General features: G+C 63.6%; 23 protein-coding genes. 20 read left to right on the top strand and 3 right to left on the bottom strand.

Annotation, left to right across the window (positions count from 1 at the left end):
• Positions 1–205 precede the first annotated feature (205 nt).
• The 16 genes from AC0V8S_RS26485 (at position 206) to AC0V8S_RS26410 (ending at position 15,372) form a co-directional block, all read left to right on the top strand.
• Positions 206–487, top strand: coding sequence for a hypothetical protein (locus tag AC0V8S_RS26485; protein WP_475434350.1), 282 nt, complete (start codon positions 206–208; stop codon positions 485–487).
• A 335-nt stretch (positions 488–822) separates the two neighbouring features.
• Positions 823–2,076: a L,D-transpeptidase family protein gene (locus AC0V8S_RS26480; protein WP_475434348.1), complete on the top strand. Its 1,254-nt coding sequence runs from the start codon at positions 823–825 to the stop codon at positions 2,074–2,076.
• 242 nt (positions 2,077–2,318) lie between these two features.
• Positions 2,319–3,962 (top strand): Na+/H+ antiporter, encoded by a 1,644-nt coding sequence (locus AC0V8S_RS26475; RefSeq protein WP_475434346.1) that lies wholly within the window; start codon positions 2,319–2,321, stop codon positions 3,960–3,962.
• Positions 3,963–4,147: 185 nt separating this feature from the next.
• Positions 4,148–5,461 (top strand): serine hydroxymethyltransferase, encoded by a 1,314-nt coding sequence (glyA, locus tag AC0V8S_RS26470; protein WP_095201590.1) that lies wholly within the window; start codon positions 4,148–4,150, stop codon positions 5,459–5,461.
• Positions 5,462–5,555: 94 nt separating this feature from the next.
• A complete protein-coding gene (locus tag AC0V8S_RS26465) occupies positions 5,556–6,134 on the top strand; it encodes an invasion associated locus B family protein (protein ID WP_475438701.1) in 579 nt (192 codons plus the stop codon).
• A 30-nt stretch (positions 6,135–6,164) separates the two neighbouring features.
• Entirely contained in the window at positions 6,165–6,494 is a 330-nt protein-coding gene (locus AC0V8S_RS26460) for a GlpM family protein (RefSeq protein ID WP_183458390.1), read from the top strand.
• A 79-nt stretch (positions 6,495–6,573) separates the two neighbouring features.
• On the top strand, positions 6,574–7,053 hold the full coding sequence (nrdR, locus tag AC0V8S_RS26455) for a transcriptional regulator NrdR (protein WP_013895995.1): 480 nt from the start codon (positions 6,574–6,576) through the stop codon (positions 7,051–7,053).
• Between the two features lie 2 nt (positions 7,054–7,055).
• Positions 7,056–8,186 (top strand): bifunctional diaminohydroxyphosphoribosylaminopyrimidine deaminase/5-amino-6-(5-phosphoribosylamino)uracil reductase RibD, encoded by a 1,131-nt coding sequence (gene ribD / locus AC0V8S_RS26450; RefSeq protein WP_475434344.1) that lies wholly within the window; start codon positions 7,056–7,058, stop codon positions 8,184–8,186.
• Between the two features lie 126 nt (positions 8,187–8,312).
• Positions 8,313–8,930 (top strand): riboflavin synthase, encoded by a 618-nt coding sequence (locus tag AC0V8S_RS26445; protein WP_183458392.1) that lies wholly within the window; start codon positions 8,313–8,315, stop codon positions 8,928–8,930.
• Between the two features lie 245 nt (positions 8,931–9,175).
• On the top strand, positions 9,176–9,670 hold the full coding sequence (gene ribH, locus AC0V8S_RS26440; protein ID WP_096456999.1) for a 6,7-dimethyl-8-ribityllumazine synthase: 495 nt from the start codon (positions 9,176–9,178) through the stop codon (positions 9,668–9,670).
• Positions 9,667–10,167 carry a transcription antitermination factor NusB gene (gene nusB, locus AC0V8S_RS26435; protein ID WP_019857616.1) on the top strand — a complete coding sequence of 167 codons (501 nt, stop codon included), beginning with the start codon at positions 9,667–9,669 and terminating at the stop codon, positions 10,165–10,167. The genes ribH and nusB overlap by 4 nt, the downstream gene beginning before the upstream one ends.
• Positions 10,164–11,381, top strand: coding sequence for an MFS transporter (locus tag AC0V8S_RS26430; RefSeq protein WP_475434341.1), 1,218 nt, complete (start codon positions 10,164–10,166; stop codon positions 11,379–11,381). The genes nusB and AC0V8S_RS26430 overlap by 4 nt, the downstream gene beginning before the upstream one ends.
• Before the next feature lie 179 nt (positions 11,382–11,560).
• Complete coding sequence (gene osmF / locus AC0V8S_RS26425) at positions 11,561–12,472, top strand: glycine betaine ABC transporter substrate-binding protein OsmF (RefSeq protein WP_475434339.1); 912 nt, start codon at positions 11,561–11,563, stop codon at positions 12,470–12,472.
• 55 nt (positions 12,473–12,527) lie between these two features.
• On the top strand, positions 12,528–13,691 hold the full coding sequence (locus AC0V8S_RS26420) for an ABC transporter permease (RefSeq protein ID WP_475434338.1): 1,164 nt from the start codon (positions 12,528–12,530) through the stop codon (positions 13,689–13,691).
• Positions 13,688–14,626: an ABC transporter ATP-binding protein gene (locus tag AC0V8S_RS26415; RefSeq protein WP_183458400.1), complete on the top strand. Its 939-nt coding sequence runs from the start codon at positions 13,688–13,690 to the stop codon at positions 14,624–14,626. Before AC0V8S_RS26420 ends, AC0V8S_RS26415 begins: the two co-directional genes overlap by 4 nt.
• Positions 14,623–15,372 (top strand): ABC transporter permease, encoded by a 750-nt coding sequence (locus AC0V8S_RS26410; protein WP_183458402.1) that lies wholly within the window; start codon positions 14,623–14,625, stop codon positions 15,370–15,372. Before AC0V8S_RS26415 ends, AC0V8S_RS26410 begins: the two co-directional genes overlap by 4 nt.
• Positions 15,373–15,413: 41 nt before the next feature.
• Here AC0V8S_RS26410 and AC0V8S_RS26405 read toward each other — a convergent pair whose 3' ends face one another.
• Complete coding sequence (locus AC0V8S_RS26405; protein ID WP_183458404.1) at positions 15,414–15,641, bottom strand: hypothetical protein; 228 nt, start codon at positions 15,639–15,641, stop codon at positions 15,414–15,416.
• Here AC0V8S_RS26405 and AC0V8S_RS26400 point away from each other — a divergent pair.
• Positions 15,634–17,775 carry a sodium-translocating pyrophosphatase gene (locus AC0V8S_RS26400; protein ID WP_475434335.1) on the top strand — a complete coding sequence of 714 codons (2,142 nt, stop codon included), beginning with the start codon at positions 15,634–15,636 and terminating at the stop codon, positions 17,773–17,775. The genes AC0V8S_RS26405 and AC0V8S_RS26400 overlap by 8 nt on opposite strands.
• 78 nt (positions 17,776–17,853) lie before the next feature.
• On the opposite strand, the gene AC0V8S_RS26395 is transcribed toward AC0V8S_RS26400, so the two are convergent.
• Positions 17,854–19,371 carry a glycosyltransferase gene (locus AC0V8S_RS26395; protein ID WP_475434334.1) on the bottom strand — a complete coding sequence of 506 codons (1,518 nt, stop codon included), beginning with the start codon at positions 19,369–19,371 and terminating at the stop codon, positions 17,854–17,856.
• A 192-nt stretch (positions 19,372–19,563) separates the two neighbouring features.
• Positions 19,564–20,079, bottom strand: coding sequence for an outer membrane protein assembly factor BamE (locus AC0V8S_RS26390; protein ID WP_095201576.1), 516 nt, complete (start codon positions 20,077–20,079; stop codon positions 19,564–19,566).
• Positions 20,080–20,193: 114 nt separating this feature from the next.
• On the opposite strand from AC0V8S_RS26390, the gene AC0V8S_RS26385 reads away from it, so the two are divergent.
• The 3 genes from AC0V8S_RS26385 to plsX all read left to right on the top strand — a co-directional run bounded on the left by AC0V8S_RS26385 (position 20,194) and on the right by plsX (position 22,471).
• Positions 20,194–20,742 carry a ubiquinol-cytochrome C chaperone family protein gene (locus tag AC0V8S_RS26385; RefSeq protein ID WP_183465242.1) on the top strand — a complete coding sequence of 183 codons (549 nt, stop codon included), beginning with the start codon at positions 20,194–20,196 and terminating at the stop codon, positions 20,740–20,742.
• Positions 20,739–21,287: a YceD family protein gene (locus AC0V8S_RS26380; protein WP_183458410.1), complete on the top strand. Its 549-nt coding sequence runs from the start codon at positions 20,739–20,741 to the stop codon at positions 21,285–21,287. Before AC0V8S_RS26385 ends, AC0V8S_RS26380 begins: the two co-directional genes overlap by 4 nt.
• 113 nt (positions 21,288–21,400) lie before the next feature.
• A complete protein-coding gene (gene plsX / locus AC0V8S_RS26375; RefSeq protein ID WP_096457025.1) occupies positions 21,401–22,471 on the top strand; it encodes a phosphate acyltransferase PlsX in 1,071 nt (356 codons plus the stop codon).
• The last annotated feature ends 6 nt before the right edge of the window (positions 22,472–22,477 follow it).

The following is a 22,477-nucleotide window of genomic DNA, read 5'->3' as shown; positions in this document are numbered from 1 at the left end:
CTTCAGTCAGGGGCCGGTGCCGAAAGCACCGGCCCTTTTTCTGATGATGCCGCACGCTTTGCTTTCGCCTTCGCAATGCCTAATGTCGCCACACAAGGAGGCATGATGGGTCGAAGGAGTTGCTTCAAAATCTGTTCGGTCGCCGCGGCGCTCCTGCTGGCACCGGGAACGGCCGTTGCGCAGGAGTGGTGGAAGATCCTTCGCCATGGAAGGCAGCAGCCCCTGCGACAACAATGACTCCAGAGTGACCTTCACCGACAAGTCGGTGGACATGTGGGAAGTTGGGTGCTCGCTCGACAGAGTCCAGAATCTCAGAGGCCTGGACGCCGTCGTCCTGGACATGACCTGCTCGGACGATGAGCAGAGCGTGGAAAAGCGACGCGCGCTTCTGCTCAAACTTCCGGACAACAAAATATTGCGATATCCCGAGTATCAGGTGCTGCAACGGTGTTCGGAGCTGGAGGCCAAAACCAGCTCACAGCCTTAGCTGGGACGAAGCTGTTCCTCCGCGAGGCGTCCCAGCGCTGGCAACGTGGGTCGGTACCGAAAAACCACGCCCCTTTCATTTCGCCACGCCGGGCGCCCCAAATTGGGCGCAAGGCCACGTTGCCGCCATATTCCAATGGAACCGAGGGTGGCAGTGATGCTGTGGTGAAGACCATGCGTCCACCCGCAACCGTATCGCGCTGCGTGCCTTTCCTGCCAACGTGATACGGGCCATGGTTGGCTAATTGTTAAGATTGCCAATTTTAGAGTGCGGGCGAGATCGCCCGATGATCGACGCAGCAATTGATCGAACCGCTACCTATGTCTGGAACGTCCATGAGAACCAGCCGCCGCTTTTTCCTTTCCGGAGCCTCGTTGCTCGCCGCCGCCATGGTGGCCGGCCGTGCGAGCGCGCAAGATGTGATCGGGGATATCCTGAAATCCTCGGCCCGCGGCAATTGGGACGACCAGTTCGACGCCCGCGCCAGCGAAGGCGGCAAGGTGGCCTCGACGCTGCCGATCTTTAGCCCGCAGACCGTTGCGTTCACCGAGCAGGCGGTCGCGCAATATCAGAGCATTGTCGGGCAGGGCGGCTGGGTAGAGGTTCCAGCGACCAAGAAATTGGAACTCGGCGTCGATGATCCGGACGTGGTGCCGTTGCGCAAGCGCCTGATGATTGCGGGCGATCTGTCGCAGAGCGCCGGCATTTCGACGGCCTTCGATTCCTATGTGGACTCGGCCGTCAAGCGTTTCCAGTTGCGCCACGGCTTGCCGGCCGACGGCTCCATGGGCAAATACACCTACGCCGCGATGAACGTTTCGGCGCAGATACGGCTTGGCCAGTTGCAGACGAATCTGCAGCGGCTGAAGGAGAAGGCCGGCACGCTGGGCAACCGCTACGTGCTGGTCGACATTCCGGCCGCACAGGTCGAAGCCGTCGAGAACGACCGTGTCGTGCTTCGCCACACCGCCATCGTCGGCAAGATCGATCGTCAGACGCCGATCGTCAATTCCAAGATCAACGAGATCATCGTCAACCCGTACTGGAACGCGCCGGTCTCGATCGTGCGCAAGGACATCATTCCGCTGATGCGGAAGGATCCCAACTATTTGAAGAACAGCCATATCCGCCTGTTCGCGCCGGATGGCAGCGAAGTCGATCCGATGAATGTGGACTGGTCGACGGATGATGCCGCCAAGTACCGGTTCCGCCAGGATCCCGGTTCGGAAAACGCCATGGCGTCGGTCAAGATCAACTTCCCGAGCCCGGACGGCGTCTACATGCACGACACGCCGCAGCAGAGCCTGTTCGGCAAGATGATGCGCTTCGATTCCTCGGGCTGCGTGCGCGTCCAGAACGTGCGCGATCTCGTCACCTGGGTCCTGCGCGACACGCCCGGCTGGGACCGCCAGCATTTCGAGGCGGCGATCAAGACCGGCCAGAACACGCCGATCCAGGTCACCAACCCGGTGCCGGTGCACTTCCTCTATCTCTCGGCCTGGTCGACCGGACCGGGCGTCGTGCAGTTCCGCGACGACGTCTACGCGCTAGACGGCGCCAGCGAGCTCCAGATCACATCTTCGCTCTAAGCGACGGATAATTCTAGCGAAAGGCCGCCGAAGGGCGGCCTTTTTGTTTGCGGAGGGCGGCGTCAAATCAGCCGCTGGTTGACCAGCCGCGCCACTGCTTGCGCGCGGTTGACGGCGCCGAGTTTGCGCCTGGCATTGTCGACATGGAAGCGCACCGCCGTCTCGGCCATCGCCGCGCCGCGGCCTGTCTGGACGCGAGGCCGACGATTGCGCATGGTCCGGCAAACAGCCGGAACCGCACCATGCAAACCGCCATCTTCATTCTCGTCGTGCTCGTCTTCGTCGCCGTGTCTGGCGCGCTGGTGCGGCTGGTGCGGGTGCCGCTGCCGGTCCTGCAGATCGCCATAGGCGCCGCGCTCGCATGGCCGGTGCGCGGCATCCATGTCGAGATCGATCCGGAGCTGTTCCTGCTGGTGTTCATTCCACCGCTGCTGTTCAGCGACGCCTTCGGCGCGCCCAAGCGCGAGCTGATCGCCTTGCGCGGGCCGATCCTCGACCTTGCCATCGGCCTCGTCTTCTTCACCATCGTCGGCTTCGGCTATGCCTTGCACTGGCTGGTACCGAGCATTCCGCTCGTCGTTGCCTTCGCGCTCGCGGCCGTGCTGTCCCCGACCGATGCGGTGGCCGTCTCCTCGATCGTCGACAGGAACGTCGTTCCGGCGCGGCTGATGCACATTCTGGAAGGCGAGTCGCTGCTCAACGATGCGTCGGGCCTCGTCATGTTCCGCTTCGCCGTCGCGGCGGCATTGACCGGCAGTTTCTCCTTTGCCGCCGCCTCGCTGAGTTTTGTTTACGCCGTAGCGATCGGCATCCTGGCTGGCGTGGCGGCATTGTTCGTCGCCGCCAAGGCGCTGCAACTCTTGAACCGCATCGGCGGCGTGCCGGCCGAGGCACAGGTGCTGATCACCATCCTGCTTCCCTTCGTCGCCTATCTCGGCGCCGAGCATTTCGGCGCCTCGGGTATCCTGGCGGCGGTAACCGCCGGCCTCTTGACCGGGAGCACCGGCATATTCCGCTTCCTCGGCGTCTCGGCGCGCATGCAGACGATCTCGCTTTGGATGACGTTTTCCTTCGTCTTCAACGGCGCTTTGTTCATCGTGCTTGGCCTGCAGCTTCCCGAAATCATCCGCAAGGTGCCGCCCGAACTGTCCAGCCGCCATTGGCTTCTGCAGCCGGTGCTGACGGTTCTGCTGCTGACGCTGTGCCTGATAGGCCTGCGCTTCGTCTGGATCTGGATTGGCGACATCGCGGCGGGGTTTGCGGCGCGCGTCGGCCAGCGGAAGGCCGAGCCGTTCGGCCTGCGCGTGCGGCTCGCCGGTTCGGTGGCCGGTGTGCGCGGCGCCATCACGCTGGCCGGCATATTGTCGCTGCCGCTGGCCCTGCCGGACGGCTCGTCATTCCCGGCGCGCGACCTTGTCATCTTCCTCGCCGCCGGCGTCATCATCTGCTCCCTGGTCATCGCCAGCCTGGCCTTGCCGGTGATTGCGCGCGGGCTGGTCGAGCCGGGCGAAGACGCCGGCGATGCCGAGGAGCGCATGGCGCGTGTCGGCGCAGCGAAGGCGGCCATCGCCCACCTCGAGAGCATCGCGCAGACTGATGAAGAGGAGGGCGATGTACCCGGCGTCCGGCTCGCCGCCGCCAACGGCATTGTCGCTGCCTACCGGCGACGCATCGCGGCGTCCGACGAGGCCGATGAGGCGCGCGCCGAGGTGCGCGAGGCAGGCAGGCTGGAAATCGATCTGAGGCTTGCCGGCATTGCCGCCGAGCGTGACGCCTTGCGCGCCATGCTTCGCCGCGGCGAGATCAACGACCACACGGCGCGGACGCTGTTTACTGAGATTGCGCTAACGGAAGCCCTTTTGAACGGCAGGCAGGCGCGAAGCTAGGGCTCCTGCCGCACCGGATTTGCCGTCTCTGCCGCAAACCGGCCAGCAAATTTCGCGCCGCAAACGTGGCGGGTCGAAAACAACTGTGTTAATGGCGCGGCAATGCGTGTCGCCCAAAAGTGTGCAGCGGTTTTGGGGCAACGATAAGCATAAACAAATTGCCCCGAACCGGAGGATTTTCAGCCATGGCAACAGCAGCGGCAGCGTCGAACAAATTCGAGTCCTTCTTCGAAACCACGCTGGAAGACGCCGATCCGGAGATTTTCGGCGCCATCCGCAATGAACTCGGTCGCCAGCGCCACGAGATCGAGCTGATCGCTTCGGAAAACATCGTCTCCCGCGCGGTGCTCGAGGCGCAGGGGTCGATCATGACCAACAAATACGCCGAGGGCTATCCGGGCAAGCGCTACTATGGCGGCTGCCAGTTCGTCGACGTGGCCGAGGAACTGGCCATCGAACGGGCGAAGAAGCTGTTCGGTTGCAATTTCGCCAACGTCCAGCCGAATTCCGGCAGCCAGATGAACCAGGCGGTGTTCCTGGCGCTGCTGCAGCCCGGCGACACCTTCATGGGCCTCGACCTCAATTCCGGTGGCCATCTTACCCACGGCTCGCCGGTCAACATGAGCGGCAAGTGGTTCAAGGTCGTCTCCTATGGCGTGCGCAAGGAAGACCATCTGCTCGACATGGACGCGATCGAGAAGACCGCGCATGAGACCAAGCCGAAGCTGATCCTGGCCGGCGGCACCGCCTATTCGCGAATCTGGGACTGGAAGCGTTTTCGCGAGATCGCCGATGCGGTCGGCGCCTATCTGATGGTCGACATGGCGCACATTGCGGGCCTCGTCGCCGGCGGCGTGCATCCCTCGCCATTGCCGCACGCCCATGTGGTGACGACCACCACGCACAAGTCGCTGCGCGGCCCGCGCGGCGGCATGATCCTGTGCAACGACGAAGACATCGCCAAGAAGATGAACTCGGCGGTGTTCCCCGGCCTGCAGGGCGGCCCGCTGATGCATGTCATCGCCGCCAAGGCGGTGGCCTTCGGTGAAGCGCTGAAGCCGAGCTTCAAACTCTATGCCGAAAGTGTCGCCGCCAACGCCAAGGCGCTGGCTTCGAGCCTCAAGGAGACGGGCCTCGACATCGTCTCCGGCGGCACCGACAACCATCTGATGCTGGTCGATTTGCGCCCCAAGAACGCCACCGGCAAGCGCGCCGAGGCAGCCCTTGGTCGCGCCAACATCACCTGCAACAAGAACGGCATTCCCTTCGACCCGGAAAAGCCTTTCGTCACCTCGGGTGTGCGCCTCGGCACCCCGGCCGGCACCACGCGCGGCTTCGGCCAGGCCGAATTCCGCGAGATCGGCAAGCTGATCGCCGAAGTGCTGGATGGTCTCAAGGTCGCCAATTCGGACGAGGGCAATGCCGCGGTCGAAGCGGCGGTCAAGGCCAAGGTCGTGGCGCTGACCGATCGTTTTCCGCTCTACCCGTATCTCGGTTGACCATCCTCGATTGACCGGGCGCGAAGCGTCATCTCTTATTCGCCGGCACTGCGACACCCCTAATCGGGTGACGCATGGAACTGGAGACTTGATGATGCGCAATTTTTGTCTCGCCTCACTCGGCGTTGTCGGTTGGCTGGCCGTTTGCGGGTCCGCCTTGGCGCAGACGCAGCCCGCTCCGGAGACGCCCGCCACCAGCACCTTCGGCAAATGGACAACCATCGTCGATGTGCTCGACAGCGGCCAGGATACAAGCAAGACCTGTGCGGCTTCGACGGCGTTCTTCGATGCGAACGGCAATTCGGGCACACTGACCTTGTCGATCTCGACAGGCGATGCGCTGCCGCCTGATGCCTATCCGGCCATCATGCTCACTGTCGACAACAAGGAACTGCCGACCGGCGAGAAGATCGCGGCGACGTTCGGCGATCCCGGCGTCAAGGTTTCAGCGACGGTCTATTCCAACAATGCCATCATCGGCCGTCCGAGCTGGACGGTCGACAATCAGGCCAAGACCAGTCTCGCGCTGCTGCGTGCCATGCGCCAGGTCATCTCGCTCGATGTGACTTTCGGCAAGCAGGCTGTCGCCAGCATCCCGATGGACGGCTTCACCAAGGCCTACCGCAACCTCGGAACGTCCTGCGGCTTTCCGACCAAGGACGTCGCGCCGTGATGCCGACGAACTGGTCGGATAGGGGCGCGGATGGACATTGTCTGGAAGGGCGTGGTCGGTGGGCTGGTGACGGCGCTGATCGTCTGGCTGTCCAAGCGAGGCAATGTCCTGCCCGGGATCCTGCCGCTGGCGCCAACCTTTGCCGTGATTGCGTTGCTCGCCGTCGGCGCCAAGGGTGATCCGGGCGGGTTCCGCGATGCCTGCCTTGCCGGGATGAAGACAATTCCCGCCTATCTTGCCTTCCTTGGCGCCTGCTGGCTGTTCATCGACAAGGTCGACTATCGCCTGGCTGTCGTCGGTGGCATCGCCGTCTGGCTGGTTGTCGCGCTGGCAATCTTCCTCGCGCCTCGCTATCTCTGAAGAAACGGAACGGCTTCAATCCCGACCGGAAAGGCTCTAAGCCTTTCGCCTCACCAGATTCGCGAACCCAAGGCTTTTCATGCGCTGTCCCTATTGCCAGTCCGAAGATACGCAGGTGAAGGATTCGCGCCCCGCCGAGGATGGCGCGGCGATCCGCAGGCGGCGTGTCTGCCCTGATTGCGGTGGCCGTTTCACCACCTTCGAGCGCGTTCAGTTGCGCGATCTGGTCGTGGTCAAGAAGTCGGGCCGGAAAGTGCCGTTCGACCGCGACAAGCTGTTGCGCTCGGTCGAGATCGCGGTCCGCAAGCGCAATGTCGATCCCGAACGCATCGACCGCGCGGTGACCGGCATCGTGCGGCAGCTCGAAAGCTCCGGCGAGACGGAAGTGGCTTCCGGCGAGGTCGGCCGGCTGGTCATGGAGGCGTTGAAGTCGCTCGATGATGTCGCCTATGTGCGCTTTGCCTCGGTCTACCGCAATTTCCGCGAGGCCAAGGATTTCCATGAGCTGCTGGGCGAGTTGAAGGGCGACGAAGACAAGAGCGAAGAGGAAGCCGGCTGAGCATGGCAGCATCGCAACTGAGCGGGGCCGAGCAAGCGGCCCTTGATCGTCGTTTCATGGCCGCGGCCCTGCGGCTGTCGCGCAGGAACGCCGGCCGGACCTCGACCAATCCTTCCGTCGGCACGATCATCGTGCGTGATGATGGCGCTGGGCCGATGATCGTCGGCACCGGCGTCACCGCCGTCGGCGGCCGGCCGCATGCCGAGACCGAGGCGCTGGCCGAGGCCGGCGAACTGGCGCGGGGTGCCACGGCCTATGTCACGCTCGAGCCCTGCGCCCATCACGGCCGCACGCCGCCTTGCGCCAACGCGCTGGTCAATGCCGGCATTGCGCGTGTCGTGGGTGCTGCCAGCGATCCGGATCCGCGCGTCTCCGGCAAGGGCTATGCCATCCTGCGCGCTGCCAGCATCGAGGTGGTGGAGAAGGTGCTGGCCGCGGAAGCCGCCGAGCAGATGGCGGGCTATTTGATTCGATCTCTGCGAAAACGCCCGGAAGTGACGCTGAAGCTTGCGCTTTCGAGCGACGGCAAGATCGGCAGGAAAGGCGCCGGCCAGGTTGCGATCACCGGCGAGATCGCGCGCCGCGACGTCTATCTGATGCGCGCGGAGTCGGATGCCATCCTGATCGGCATCGGCACGGCGCTGGAAGACGACCCAGCGCTGACCGTGCGCCTGCCAGGGCTGGAAAACCGCTCGCCGGCGCGCATCATCCTCGATCGTCAGATCCGACTGCCGGAAGCCTCGAAGCTGGTTTCCGGTGTCGACCGCGTGCCACTCTATGTCGCTGCCTGTCTTGAAGCCGATGCACACCGTCGCGCCGCACTCGAACGCGCCGGCGTGCGCTTCATCGGTACCGAAACCCATGACGGCGTCGTCGCCTTGCCGGAACTTCTCGAGGACCTGGCGGCGCTCGGCATGGCAAGCGTGCTGGTCGAGGGCGGCGCCCAGGTCGCCAAGGCATTCCTGGACGAGGAGCTGGTCGACCGCATTGTCTTGTTCCAGGGGCCGGAGGCGATTGGCGAGGATGGCATTGCATCGCCGGTTGATGCTGACCATATCCCGGCAGGCTTCCGCAAACTGCGCGAGATGCGCTTCGGCGAAGACAGCTACGCCGAGTGGGTAAGAGACCTCTAGAGCCGGATGATTTCAGGTCGAGTCGACCTGAAATCTGAATCCGGCTCTAAATCAAAGAGATAGAGCATGATGTCGTCCGAAAACCGCTTCACACTTTTCGGCATCATGCTCTAGGGATCAGCATCGATGTTCACCGGAATTGTCACTGATATCGGCACCGTCGCGGCCGTCAAGCCGCTGAGCGAAGGCGTCGGCCTGCGCATCGATACCGCCTATGACCCCGAAACCATCGCCATTGGCGCGTCGATCTCCTGCGGCGGCGTCTGCCTGACGGTCACGGCTTTGCCCGACAGCGGCTCGAATGCCCGCTGGTTCGAGGTCGAGGCCTGGGAAGAGGCCTTGCGGCTGACCACGGCCTCGGGTTGGAAATCTGGCAGCAAGGTCAATCTCGAGCGGGCGCTGAAGATCGGCGACGAACTCGGCGGCCACATCGTGTCGGGCCATGTCGACGGCACCGCCGAGATCGTCGAGCGCAAGGACGAGGGCGACGCGGTGCGCTTCACGCTGGAAGCGCCGCGCCATCTGGCGAAATTCATCGCGCCAAAGGGCTCCGTCGCGCTCGACGGCACCTCGCTCACCGTCAACAAGGTGGAGGGCACCCGCTTCGACGTGCTGTTGATCCACCATTCGCTGACCGTCACCACCTGGGGCGAGCGCAAGGCCGGCGACCGCGTCAATCTCGAGATCGACACCATGGCCCGCTACGCCGCGCGGCTGGCGGAGGCGGCGAAAGAGGGGCTTTGATGGTTCAGCCGAGCACGGACGAGGTAGCCGACCGTCGAAAGATGACTCTCGAGGCATTGGCGGATGTCGATGCTGGCCGGGTGATTGATCACAACGAAGTTGACGCTTGGGCAAAAAGCCTGGCCGATCGCACAAAGCGTGTAACGACCCAAGCCGAATAGGTCACCCAACGTCGCATCGTAACATCTTCCGCTTGCGATCAATCCGGCTTCGGCCTAAGTCACCGGCAACCCCCGGAGATTTTTATGGCAGGCACATCCCAACACGGCAAAGCCTTCATTCGTCCGAAGGCGAAGGCGCATCTGCTGATTGTCGAAGCGCGCTTTCACGACGATCTTGCCGACGCGCTGCTCGACGGCGCGACAAGCGCGCTCGACGAAGCGGGCGCGACCTACGACGTCGTCACCGTTCCAGGTTCGCTCGAAATTCCCGCAGTGATCACCTTCGCGCTGGACGGCGCCGCCGAAGGCGGCACAAATTATGACGGCTTCGTCGCGCTCGGCACCATCGTCCGCGGCGACACCTACCATTTCGACATCGTCGCCAATGAATCCAGCCGCGCGCTGATGGACCTGTCCGTGCAGGACTCGGTCTGCATCGGCAACGGCATCCTGACCACCGAGAACGACGCCCAGGCATGGACGCGGGCCAAGCGCTCTGAGGGCGACAAGGGAGGCTTTGCTGCGCGTGCGGCGCTGACCATGATCGCGCTCAAGGAACAATTGGGAGCGCGATCGTGAGCGAACCCGCTTCGCCCGGACAGCCCGCGGTGCGCCATGCCAACAAGCGCGGCGCCGCCCGTCTGGCCGCCGTGCAGGCGCTCTATCAGATGGATGTCGCCGGCAGCGGTGTCTTCGAGATCACCGCCGAATATGAGGCGTTTCGCCTTGGCAAGGAAGTCGACGGCGCGCTCTATCGCGAGGCGGATGCCCAATGGTTCCGCGCCATCCTGACCGGCGTCGTCGAGAACCAGAAGACCATCGATCCGGTCATCCGCCAGGCGCTGACCGATGACTGGCCGCTGTCCCGGCTCGATTCGACGCTGCGCGCCATTATGCGCGCCGGCGTCTATGAATTGATGAAGCGCGAGGATGTGCCCGTGGCCGTCATCGTCTCCGAATATGTCGACATCGCCAAGGCCTTCTATGAGGAAGACGAGCCGAAGCTGGTCAATGCCGTGCTCGACCGCGTGTCACGCCGGGTGCGCGGCGAGGGGCGCGGCAAGGACGCATCGTGACGGCCATCGCTGTCGAGGCGGGCAGGGATGCGCGGCGCACCGCGCTGATCCTCGCCGCCTCGCAGGCGATTATCGGCTCGGCGGCACCCATCGCCATCTCCATGGGCGCGCTGGCCGGCCAATACCTGCTCGGTGCCGACAAATCGCTGGCGACAGCACCAATCACCGGCTTCAACATCGGCGTGGCGCTTGGCGCGCTGCCGGCAGCGGCCATCATCCGCTGGCTGGGCCAGCGCGGCGGCTTCATGACCGGAACCGTCGTCACCGCGCTTGGCGGCTTGGTCGCCACACTGGCGCTTTTCCATGGCAGTTTCTGGCTGTTCGCCTTCGCGCTGCTGGTGATCGGCATCGGTGGTGCCTTCGTCCAGCAGTTCCGCTTCGCCGCTGCCGACAACGCGCCGCCGCAGTTCAAGGCGCGCGCCATCTCCTTCGTGCTGGCCGGCGGTATCATCACCGCCATCCTTGGGCCGCAGATCGTCATCTTCACCCGCGAATTGTTCGCGCCGGTGATGTTTGCCGGGTCGTTCGCCTCCATCCTGCCGCTGGCCGCGGTTGGCGCCATTATCCTGTCGTTTCTGCGCCTGCCGGCGAAGGCGGCGAGCAAGGTTGACATTGCCGACGGTGATGCCAGACCCCTGTCTGAAATCGTCACCAGGCCGCGCTTCGTCGCCGCGCTGTTCTGCGCCGTCGGCGCCTATGCGCTGATGAGCTTCGTCATGACCGGCGCGCCGCTGGCCATGGTCGGCTGCGGCCTGTCGGAGGACGATGCGACGCTCGGCATCTCCTGGCACGTCATGGCGATGTTCGCGCCGAGCTTCTTCACCGGCTCGCTGATCCATCGCTTCGGCGCCGAGCGTATCGTCGCCATCGGTCTGCTGCTGCTGATCGGCTGCGCCATTGTCGCCTTGTCGGGCCTGGCGCTGTGGCAATTCTGGACGTCGCTGATCCTGCTCGGCCTTGGCTGGAATTTCGGCTTCATCGGCGCCACCGCAATGGTGGCGGCCAGCTACCGGCCGTCGGAAAAGGGCAAGGTGCAGGGTTTTCACGACTTCGTCCTGTTCGGCTCGGTCGCCTGCGCGTCGCTGCTGTCGGGCATGGTCTACAACGCCTGGGGCTGGGGGATGCTGAACTGGATGATCTTGCCGGTCACCGTCCTGTGCTTCGTCGCGCTCGGCGCGCTCAAGCTGACGAGCCTGCGCAAGGCGAGCGCCTGATCCCTAAACTGCTGTCGACCTGACATGATGTTGTCAGGATTGCTTCGGTTGAATTTGCCGCGCCGGAACAAAATTATTGCGCCTGTACCTATTGTTATGAAACCGTGTGCCCCGACTGGCCGTTGAAGCCATGCTCATATGCGGCCACCGCATTCCGGTTCACAGCAAGAGGTTTCACAATGTTTTCAGTCAAGGTTTTCGCCGGCGCGGCATTGGCGCTGGCCGTCACGGTGGTATCCGCCAGTGCTCAGGTGGTCGTCTCCTCGAAGATCGATACCGAGGGCGGCGTGCTCGGCAACATCATTCAGCTCATTCTCAACGCCAACAACATCAAGACCACAGACCGCATCCAGCTCGGCGGCACGCCAGTGGTGCGCAAGGCGATCACCGCCGGCGAGATCGACATCTATCCCGAATACACCGGCAACGCCGCCTTCTTCTTCGAGAAGGCCGATGATCCCGTGTGGAAGGATGCCGCAAAGGCCTATGAGACGGCCAAGAAGCTCGACTATGACGCCAACAAGATCGTCTGGCTGTCGCCAGCGCCGGCCAACAACACCTGGGCGATCGCGCTGCGCAAGGAAGTGACGGATGGGAACAAGCTCGTCACGCTGTCGGACTTCGGTAAATATGTCACCGGCGGCGGCAAGGTGGTGCTGGCGGCTTCCGCTGAGTTCGTCAATTCGGCTGCAGCCCTTCCGGCCTTCCAGACCACCTACGGTTTCACGCTGAAGCCGGACCAGCTGATCACGCTTTCGGGCGGCGACACGGCGGCGACCATCGCCGCGGCCGCAAACCAGACTAGCGGCGCCAACGCCGCCATGGTCTACGGCACCGACGGCGGCATCGCGCCGTCCGGCCTTGTCGTGCTTGCGGACGACAAGGGCGTGCAGCCGGTCTACCAGCCCGCGCCGATCATCCGCGAATCCGTGCTCAAGGAGCATCCGGAGATCGAGACGCTGCTGAAGCCGGTCTTCGCCAAGCTCGATCTCGTCACGCTGCAGGAACTGAACGGCCGCGTGCAGGTCGGCGGCGAGCCGGTCAAGGGGGTTGCCGAGGACTTCCTGAAGAAGAACGGCTTCCTGAAGTAGGACGATTCCGGCGCGCCGCTTGCGTGGCGCGCCGGGACGACCGACGGGGGAGGGCGTGAACATTCGGTTCGACAAGCTCGGCGTGGTCATCGCCGCGGTCGCGGCCTATGCGGCGTTGCTTGCGCCCTTCGCCACGTTCCGCGCCAACCGTATCGTTCCGGGGCAGGCGCGCTCGATTCTCGAGGCGTTGCCGGCAACGACGGGGGCGGTGCTGTTCGGCATTATCGTCGCCGCGGCGCTCATAGCACTGTTCAGGACACCGCTTGTGTTGCGCCTTGCCGCCAGCGTGGTGACGCTTGTCGCGCTCGCGCTGTTGATCGGCGTGGCCGGCACATTCCTCACACCGGCCGGCAACACCTTTGCCAGGGTATCGCCGGCCTCCGGTTTCTGGGTTCTGATCTTTGCCTTCACGCTTTTGCTGGCCGATGTGCTGACAAGGCTGAACCTGTCGCCCTTGGCGCGAATTGGCGTGCTTGTCGTCGCGGCTTTGGCGATCGGCCTGCTGTTGATGTCGGGAAGCTGGGACAATTTGTCGATCTTGAAAGAATATTTCAATCGCGCCGACAGTTTCTGGGCCGAAGGCTCCAAGCACGTGACGCTGGCGCTCGGTTCTCTGGCCGCTGCGGTCATCGTCGGCTTGCCGCTTGGCATCCTCTGCCACCGCGTCGAAAGGCTGCGGGCCGGCGTGCTCAACGTGCTCAACATCATCCAGACCATTCCTTCGATCGCGCTGTTTGGCCTGCTGATCGCGCCGCTCGGCTGGGTCGCCACCCATGTGCCGGGGGCTGCAGCGCTCGGCATTCGCGGCATCGGTACGGCACCTGCCTTCGTCGCCCTGTTTCTCTATTCGCTGCTGCCGGTGGTGGCCAACACAGTGGTCGGGCTCGCCGGCGTGCCGCGTGCCGCCAACGACGCGGCGCGCGGCATGGGCATGACCGACCGCCAGCGCCTGTTCGGCGTCGAGTTCCCGCTGGCCTTCCCGGTGATCCTCACTGGCATCCGCATCGTGCTGGTGCAGAACATCGGCCTTGCCACCATCGCAGCGCTTATTGGCGGCGGTGGCTTCGGCGTTTTCGTCTTCCAGGGTGTTGGCCAGACGGCGATGGACCTGGTGCTGCTCGGTGCGGTGCCGACGGTCGCACTCGCCTTCGCCGCAGCCATCATCCTCGACGCCGTGATCGAAATGACCGCCACCAAGCGCAGGGTTGAAACGGCATGATCGAGATCGAAGGCATTACCAAGCGCTATGACGCGACAACGGTCGTCGACAATGTTTCGATGGTCATCGAGCCACGCACGGTTTGCGTCATTGTCGGCACCTCCGGCTCCGGCAAGACGACGCTGCTGCGCATGATCAATCGGCTGGTCGAGCCGACATCAGGCATCATCAAGCTCGACGGTGTCGACAACAGCTCCGTGCCCGGTTACGAACTGCGCCGCAGCATCGGCTATGCCATCCAGGGGCACGGCCTGTTTCCGCATCGCACCGTGGCGCAGAATATTGCCACCGTGCCGGTGCTGCTCGGCTGGGACAAGGACCGCATCAAGGCCCGCGTCGATGAGCTGATGACGCTCTATCAGCTCGATCCGCAGGCCTACGGGCCGCGCTACCCGCACGAACTGTCCGGCGGCCAGCAGCAGCGCGTCGGCGTGGCCCGCGCGCTCGCCGCCGAACCCAACGTGCTGTTGATGGACGAGCCGTTCGGCGCGCTCGATCCGATCATCCGCACCAAGGCCCAGGAAGATCTGCTGGCGATCCAGAAGCGCTTCGGCACCACCATCATCCTTGTCACCCATGATATGGAGGAAGCCGTGCACATGGGCGACAAGATCGCCGTCATGGATGCCGGCAAGCTCGTGCAATACGCCAGACCCGCCGAGATCCTCGCAAACCCCGCGAGCAATTTCGTCGAGACCTTGGTCGGCGCCAGCGAAAGGCCGTTCAGGCTGTTGTCGCTCGGGCGGGTGCGTGACGCCGTGGAGAATGGCAGCGCCGATGGCGTAGCCATTCCCGGCGATGCCAGCCAGCGCGATGCGCTGGCTGAACTCCTGTGGTCGGGCCGGCCGGCGCTGCCGGTGCAAGGCGCCGACGGCAAACCGCTCGGCCGCATCACGGTGGACGGGCTGATCAAGCGCGCGGCGAGGCCGGCATGAAAGCCTGGCTGCCGGCGCTGCTGCGGCTTGCCCTTGTGGTGCTGCTCGTCGCCTTCCTCACCAATCCCGTCTGGTTCGAACCGCTGCTGAAGCCGCTGACCGAGAACAATGCGCCGGTGATCTACAATCAGGGCAGCCTGCTGACCTTGACGCTGCTGCATCTGCGCACCGTCCTGCTCGCCACCTTGGCCGCGACCATTGTGGCTGTTGCGCTCGCCATCCTGGTCACAAGGCCAGCCGGGGCCGAATTCCTGCCCCTATCGCGCAGCCTGGTCAACATCGGCCAAACCTTTCCGCCGGTGGCGGTTCTGGCGCTCGCCGTGCCTGCTGTCGGCTTCGGCGAATGGCCGACGCTGATCGCGCTGTTTCTCTATGGCCTGCTGCCGATCTTCGAGAATGCGCTGACCGGGCTGACGACACTGCCGGCCAATGTCGTCGAGGCCGCGCGCGGCGCCGGCATGACCGGCTGGCAACGGCTTATCAAGGTCGAACTGCCGCTCAGCGCACCGATCATCCTGGGCGGCATCCGGTTGTCGGTTGTCATCGGTCTTGCCACCGCCACCATCGGCTCGACCGTGGCTGCCAAGACGCTGGGCGAGGTGATCATCGCCGGCCTGTTGTCCAACAATCTTGCTTTCATCCTGCAGGGCGGCCTGATCGTCGCGGCCCTTGCCGTGCTGATCTATGACGGGCTGTCGGCGGTCGAGCGCTATGCGGCGCGGCGGATGGGACGCGAGGCGGAGTAGTCTTTGGGACGTTGATGGTCTGTCGGCATGATCCCCTGGCGTCATTTCAATCGATCTAAATGAAGGACCATGCCGGCAGGGTCGTCGCGGCTTTTGTCTTTTGGGCGAAAGCCGGGCAAAAACTGAACAATATCTTGACGTTCCGAGCCCTGTTTCGCATACACCGATGCGAAGAGGTGGATTCCGTGCGCGGATTCCGGTCTTTGTCTCAACGGCCCAGGGAGGGGTTCTTTTGGGCCAGCAATCGAGGAAAATTCGGCAATGACCATACTTTACGCCGTCATCGCCTGCGGCTTGCTTTCTGTCCTTTACGCCATCTGGGCGACACGGTCGGTCCTTGCGTCCGATCAGGGCAATGCACGCATGCAGGAAATCTCCGCCGCCATCCGCGAAGGCGCACAAGCCTATCTGGCGCGCCAGTACACCACCATTGCCATCGTCGGCGTGGTCGTGCTTTTGCTCGCCTGGTGGCTGCTTTCGATCACCGCCGCGATCGGCTTCCTGATCGGCGCCGTCCTGTCGGGCGCCGCCGGCTTCATCGGCATGCATGTTTCGGTGCGCGCCAATGTGCGCACGGCACAGGCAGCCTCCAACAGTCTGGCCGCCGGTCTCGACATCGCCTTCAAGTCGGGCGCCATCACCGGCATGCTGGTCGCTGGCCTGGCGCTGCTCGGCGTGTCGATCTACTACCTGATCCTGACCGGCCCGATGGGCCTCCAGCCGAATGACCGCATCGTCATCGACTCGCTGGTCTCGCTCGGTTTCGGCGCCTCGCTGATCTCGATCTTCGCCCGTCTCGGCGGCGGTATCTTCACCAAGGGCGCCGACGTCGGCGGCGATCTCGTCGGCAAGGTCGAAGCCGGTATTCCGGAAGATGATCCGCGCAACCCGGCCACCATCGCCGACAATGTCGGCGACAATGTCGGCGATTGCGCCGGCATGGCCGCCGACCTCTTCGAGACCTATGCGGTGACGGTCGTCGCCACCATGGTGCTCGGCGCCATCTTCTTCGGCGGTACCGCCGCTCTGCAGACTGCGATGCTGTATCCGCTGGCCATCTGCGGCGCTTGCATCCTGACCTCGATTGTCGGCACCTTCTTCGTCAAGCTCGGCTCGAACGGCTCGATCATGGGCGCGCTCTACAAGGGCCTGATCGTGACCGGCCTGCTGTCGATCGTCGGCCTCGGCATCGCCACCTCCGCTACAGTCGGCTGGGGCGAGATCGGCACCGTTGCCGGCATGATCATCACCGGCAAGAACACGTTCATCTGCGGCCTGATCGGCCTGGTGGTGACCGGTTTGATCGTGGTGATCACCGAATACTACACCGGCACCGGCAAACGCCCCGTCAACTCCATCGCTCAGGCATCGGTGACCGGCCACGGCACCAACGTCATCCAGGGCCTTGCGGTCTCGCTTGAATCGACGGCGTTGCCGGCCATCGTTATCGTCGGCGGCATCATCTCGACCTATCAGCTCGCAGGTCTCTTCGGCACGGCGATCGCGGTGACGACGATGCTCGGCCTTGCCGGCATGATCGTTGCGCTCGACGCCTTCGGCCCGGTCACCGACAATGCCGGCGGCATTGCCGAAATGGCGGGCCTGCCCAAGGAGGTGCGTCACTCGACCGACGCGCTCGACGCGGTCGGCAACACTACGAAAGCCGTGACCAAGGGCTATGCCATCGGCTCGGCCGGCCTCGGCGCGCTGGTGCTGTTCGCTGCCTATTCGAACGACCTGAAGCTCTTTGCCGCCAATGGCGACAAATATCCCTACTTCCAGGGCATGGGCGAGGTCTCCTTCGACCTCTCCAACCCTTATGTCGTCGCCGGCCTGATCTTCGGCGGCCTCATCCCTTACCTGTTCGGCGGAATTGCCATGACGGCCGTCGGACGTGCGGCAGGCTCGATCGTCGAGGAAGTGCGCAAGCAGTTTCGTGAAGATCCGGGCATCATGGCCGGCACCTCCAAGCCGAACTATGCGCGTGCCGTCGATCTTCTGACCAAGGCGGCGATCCGCGAGATGATCATCCCGTCGCTGCTGCCGGTGCTGGCGCCGCTCGTCGTCTATTTCGGCGTGCTCTTGATCTCGGGTTCAAAGGCCTCGGCCTTCGCAGCCCTCGGCGCCTCGCTGCTCGGCGTCATCGTCAACGGCCTGTTCGTCGCCATCTCGATGACCTCGGGCGGCGGCGCCTGGGACAACGCGAAAAAGTCGTTCGAGGACGGTTTCGTCGACAAGGACGGCGTCAAGCACCTGAAGGGCTCCGAGGCGCACAAGGCCTCGGTGACCGGCGATACGGTTGGCGATCCCTACAAGGATACGGCCGGCCCGGCGGTCAATCCGGCGATCAAGATCACCAACATCGTGGCGCTCCTGCTTCTGGCCGTGCTCGCGCACGGCTGAACGGAGCCTGGCCGTTAGATCAAACCCGCGGGGAGCGATCCCCGCGGGTTTTGTTTGGCTCGGATCAGGCACGGTGCCTCAGCCACCGCTCGGCTTGTCCCCATCGCTCTCGGCAAGCTTGCGGTAGCGGGCCAGCAAATCATCCAACCCTGGTTCTCGCGCAGGCATCGCCGGCAGGCCGCGTATCTCGCGCAGGCCGGACATATAGGAATCACGTCCGTATTTGCGGCGAAACTCGATGGATCTCGGATGGATGCCGCACGCGGCCCAAAGCCTGCGTTTCAGATAGCTGGATTTCTTCAAGGGGCGAGGGGCCGTCGCCGCGGCAAGAACTTTGACCCGCAGGTCGTTTGGCATTCGCATGAAGCTGGCAAGTTCTTCCTGCTCCACCGCCGTGTCTTCGACGTAGCTGCCGCTGCGCTGGCCGGAGAAGATACTGAGCACCGTCAGGTGTGGCAGGGTCGCGATCACGGCCCCCTTTCGCCAGGCCCGGAAGAGCCAGTCCTGTGAACTTTCGCAGGCGCACGCGCTGGCGGGGCGCCAGGGGCCGAGCCAGTCTAGCGATGCCCGCCTGGCCATCTGTGCCGATCCGTATCCGGCTGTGATGACGGGATCGTAAAACCCGCTCTTGCCCATCCCGTAGATTGAGGTCTTGAGAGGATCGCCCTTCATCCGAGCAGGTTCGATGATGGCGCCGCGCGCAATGACGATATCGGCGCCGGTCGCATCGATCCAGCCGGTCATCGCCGCGAGGTGGTCTGGAAACCAGAGGTCGTCATGGTTGAGCAAGGCGACGAACCGGCCGCGTGCCCTGGCGAAGCCGATATTGTTGGGGCCGGATTGCTCACCGAAATTGACCGGGAGGTCGACATAGGCGATGCGCGGATCGGCGAATTCGGCGATGAGCGCCGCCGTGTCGGGGCGACAGGCATCGCCAATGACCAGAATTTCAAAGTCCTGCAAGGTCTGGCCCAGCACGCTGAGCAATGCCTGTCGCAAGGCGGCGGGGCGGTTGTGGGTTGCGATCACCACCGAGACGAGCGGCGCGTTCTGCCCGGTTGGATCGGACTGGCCGGATCGCTCCACGCTACACCAGTTTATAAGGGATGTGATCCGTGTCCGGCGGCAGGCGCCAATGGTCCGGCGCGTCGTATGCATAGGCCTTGTCGACGAGATTGAGCAGCAGGGCGATCTCCGGCCGAGCGCCGTCACGCCATGCCAGACGCCTGGCGGGATGACGACGATCGCCGGCCGCAAGGCTCCGACGATCTTGTGCCAGACCGTGCCGAAACTTGGCGAAGCCTTTCGGCCGTCATAGAGCGATATGCGCACACTGCCGGCACAGCAGAAAAGCCGATCCTGCGTCGCCTTGTGTGCATGCCAGCCGGTCACCGCACCCGGATACATCGTGCGCTGGAAGACCTGGCCGACAGGCAATTGATCGAGATCCCATTCGTCCCGGAAAACTTCGGTAAGATAGCCGTTGGACGTCGCGACCGGTCTGATTTCCTTGATCCTGACGCCGTCGATTGCCGGCGGCTTGATGGCAAGCCAGTCCGATGTCACGGTCTGCCCGTCGGCTGTTCCCGTGGCCATCCAGCCATCCGGTGCTACGCGCTCGCCACTGCTCATGTTCAAACCCCAAGCCCGGGGATTTGATACGGGCTTGCCCCATTGCTGGCAAGCCGGGCTTGCCATGGCCAAACAAAAACCCGTGAGATCGCTCCCACGGGTTTTCGGTCGCCTGAGATGGTGCTGCTTTCCCTAGAGGTAAGCAGGGTCTGATGATCAGGGAGTGCCGCCGCCGGGAATGCCGGGCGCCAGCTTGCTGGCGCCGTTGATGATCTGGCTGAGGAAGTTCTGGTCCTTGCCGCCAGTCGGCGTGGTGCGCGAGATGAAGTCGAAAATCTTGCCGTCCTTCAAGCCATAATTGGCGATCTGGGTGACGCGGCCATCGGCGCCGAAATAGACCGCCAGCACCTTCTGGTCGACGAGCCTGGGCTTGTCGAAGGCGACATAGCGCTTGCGCGTTTGCGAAATGTAATAAAACGCCTCATTGTCGAAAGTCGCTGTTGTAGACGGCGTGCCAAGCGCCAGAAGCACCTGCTCGCGACTGGAACCGACGGGCACCGAATCGACGGCCTGCTGGTCGTAGACATAGCCTTGCGTGAACGTCTCGCTCGGATTGAGGTCGCCGATCATCTTGTTGGTGTGACACGCCGAAAGCGCCGAAACGACGAGCAGCAGCGAGATCGCGCCGGCAGGCCTGGACGAGAAGGTCGACTTGAAATTCAGCGCGCGCAACAACAATTCTCCATTATATCGCCGCAACTTGCGCTGGGCCGCAAAACCGGTAAACCAGCTTGCCTGCCGATGCAACAAGGCCAATTCAACAAACGGTCTCCGGAGACCATCCCCATGTTCCAGCGCCTTTTTGGTCGCGAACGCCACGCCAACCGCGCCATAACGGACGCGCTTTACGCACAAATCGTGGCGGCGGCGCGGCAGAGTGTATTTTATTCCCACTGGAATGTGCCGGACACGCCGCTCGGCCGTTTCGAGATGCTTTCGCTGCATATGTTCCTGTTCCAGCATCGCTTGCGCGGCGAGGACGGCGTGGCGCAAGAGGTCGCCCAGGTGCTGATCGACGAGTTCTTCCTCGACGTCGATCATTCGCTGCGGGAGCTGGGGATTGGTGATGTCGGAGTGCCCAAGCGCATGAAGAAATTGGCGAAGATGTTTTATGGCCGCACCGCCGCCTATGATGACGCGCTGGAAAGAAACGATCGCGACGGGTTGACCGCGGCTCTTGCCCGCAATATCCGGCCCGATACCGGCACCTGGCCGGAGGCGCTGCAATTGGCCGACTATGTTGCCGACGCCTGTCGGCAGCTGGCCGCGCAGCCATCCGAATCAATCGTGTCCGGCACGGCGGCGTTTCCGCTCGCCAGGGAGGTTGATCGATGAAGCATGCTGATCCGCTAAGCCCGGTTTCCTTTTTCGCAAATGTTGCCCGTCTACCGCAGAAGGGGCTGCCCGTGGTGATCGAGGCCGACGCCGCACAGCGCGCCGCACTCGCCGAGGAGCACGGGCTGCTGTCGGTCGAAGCCTATCGCGCTGAACTTCTCGTGGCCTCCTGGAAGCGCAATGGCGTGAAGGTCAGCGGCCACGTCGAGGCCGACATCACCCAGGCCTGCATCGTCACGCTCGACCCTGTCGCGGCGCATATCGACGAGCCGGTCGAGGCGTTGTTGTTGCCCGAGGATTCCAAGCTTGGGCGGCAGGGATTCGAAGGCGGCGGCGAGATCCTGCTCGATGCGGACGGCCCCGACAGTCCCGAAACATTTTCCGGCGACACGATCGATGTCGGGGCGCTTGCCGAACAGTTCTTCGCACTGGCAATCGACCCCTATCCGCGCAAGCCGGGCGCGTCGCTGAATGCCGGCGGCGAGACCGAAGCGGTGGAGAATGAATTTCAGCAAAAACTGCGATCCTTGCTGGGAAAATCCTGAAAACCTCGCCCGCGATGGAAAAGTCGGTTGTGTGAAGAGCCAAAACCGCTATTTTCGCCGAACCTTCGCGATCTCTAAAGCGACCTGCCGCATAACCGTGAGATAAATACCGCGTGATCAGGATTTCCATCGATGCCATGGGCGGCGATCACGGACCAGCCGTGGTCATTCCGGCGCTCATGACGGTCGCCACCCGCCGTCCCGACATCCGCTTCGTCATCTACGGGCGTGAGGAAGTCGTGCGTCCCGAACTGGCCAAGTTTCCCAAACTGGCCGAGGTGAGTGAATTCTTCCACTGCGAGATCGCAGTCAGGATGGATGACAAGCCGAGCCAGGCGCTGCGCCATGGCCGCTGGAAGTCGTCGATGTGGAAGGCGGTCGAAGCGGTCAAGTCGGGCGCTGCGGACGCCTGCATCTCCGCCGGCAACACCGGCGCCTTGATGGCGATGTCGAAATTCTGCCTGCGCACCATGGCCACCATCGAGCGCCCGGCGATCGCGGCATTGTGGCCGACATTGCGCGGCGAAAGCGTGGTTCTGGACGTCGGCGCCACCATTGGTGCCGATGCGCACCAGCTCATTGATTTCGCCATTCTCGGCACCGGCATGGCGCGCTCCGTCTTCGGCATCGCCCGGCCCACCGTCGGCCTGCTCAATGTCGGCGTCGAAGAGATCAAGGGCCAGGAAGAGGTCAAGGAAGCGGGACGCATGCTGCGCGAAGCCAACATGGCCTCGATGAACTATCATGGCTTTGTCGAAGGCGACGATATCGGCAAGGGCACGGTCGACGTGGTGGTGACGGAAGGGTTCGCCGGCAACATCGCGCTGAAGACGGCGGAAGGTACCGCGCGCCAGATCGCAGGCTATCTGCGCGCCGCGATGAGCCGCACGCTGATGGCCAAGATCGGCTATGTCTTCGCCAAGGGCGCCTTCGATCGCCTGCGTGAAAAAATGGATGTCGGCCGCTCCAACGGTGGCGTGTTCCTGGGGCTGAACGGCATCGTCGTCAAAAGCCATGGCGGTGCCGATTCGGATGGTTTTGCCGCGGCGATCGAGCTCGGCTATGACATGGTGCGCAACAATCTGCTTGACCGTATCGAGGCCGACCTGGACCTGTTTCATGCGCGCAACCCGCATGCCCTGTCATCTCGGAAATCCGACGTCGTTACCGACGCGAAGGAATAGGAAAGA

The sequence above is a fragment of the Mesorhizobium oxytropidicola genome, assembly GCF_056174625.1.
Note: the sequence above shows the minus strand (reverse complement) of the source record. Positions and strands in the feature narration are given on the sequence as shown.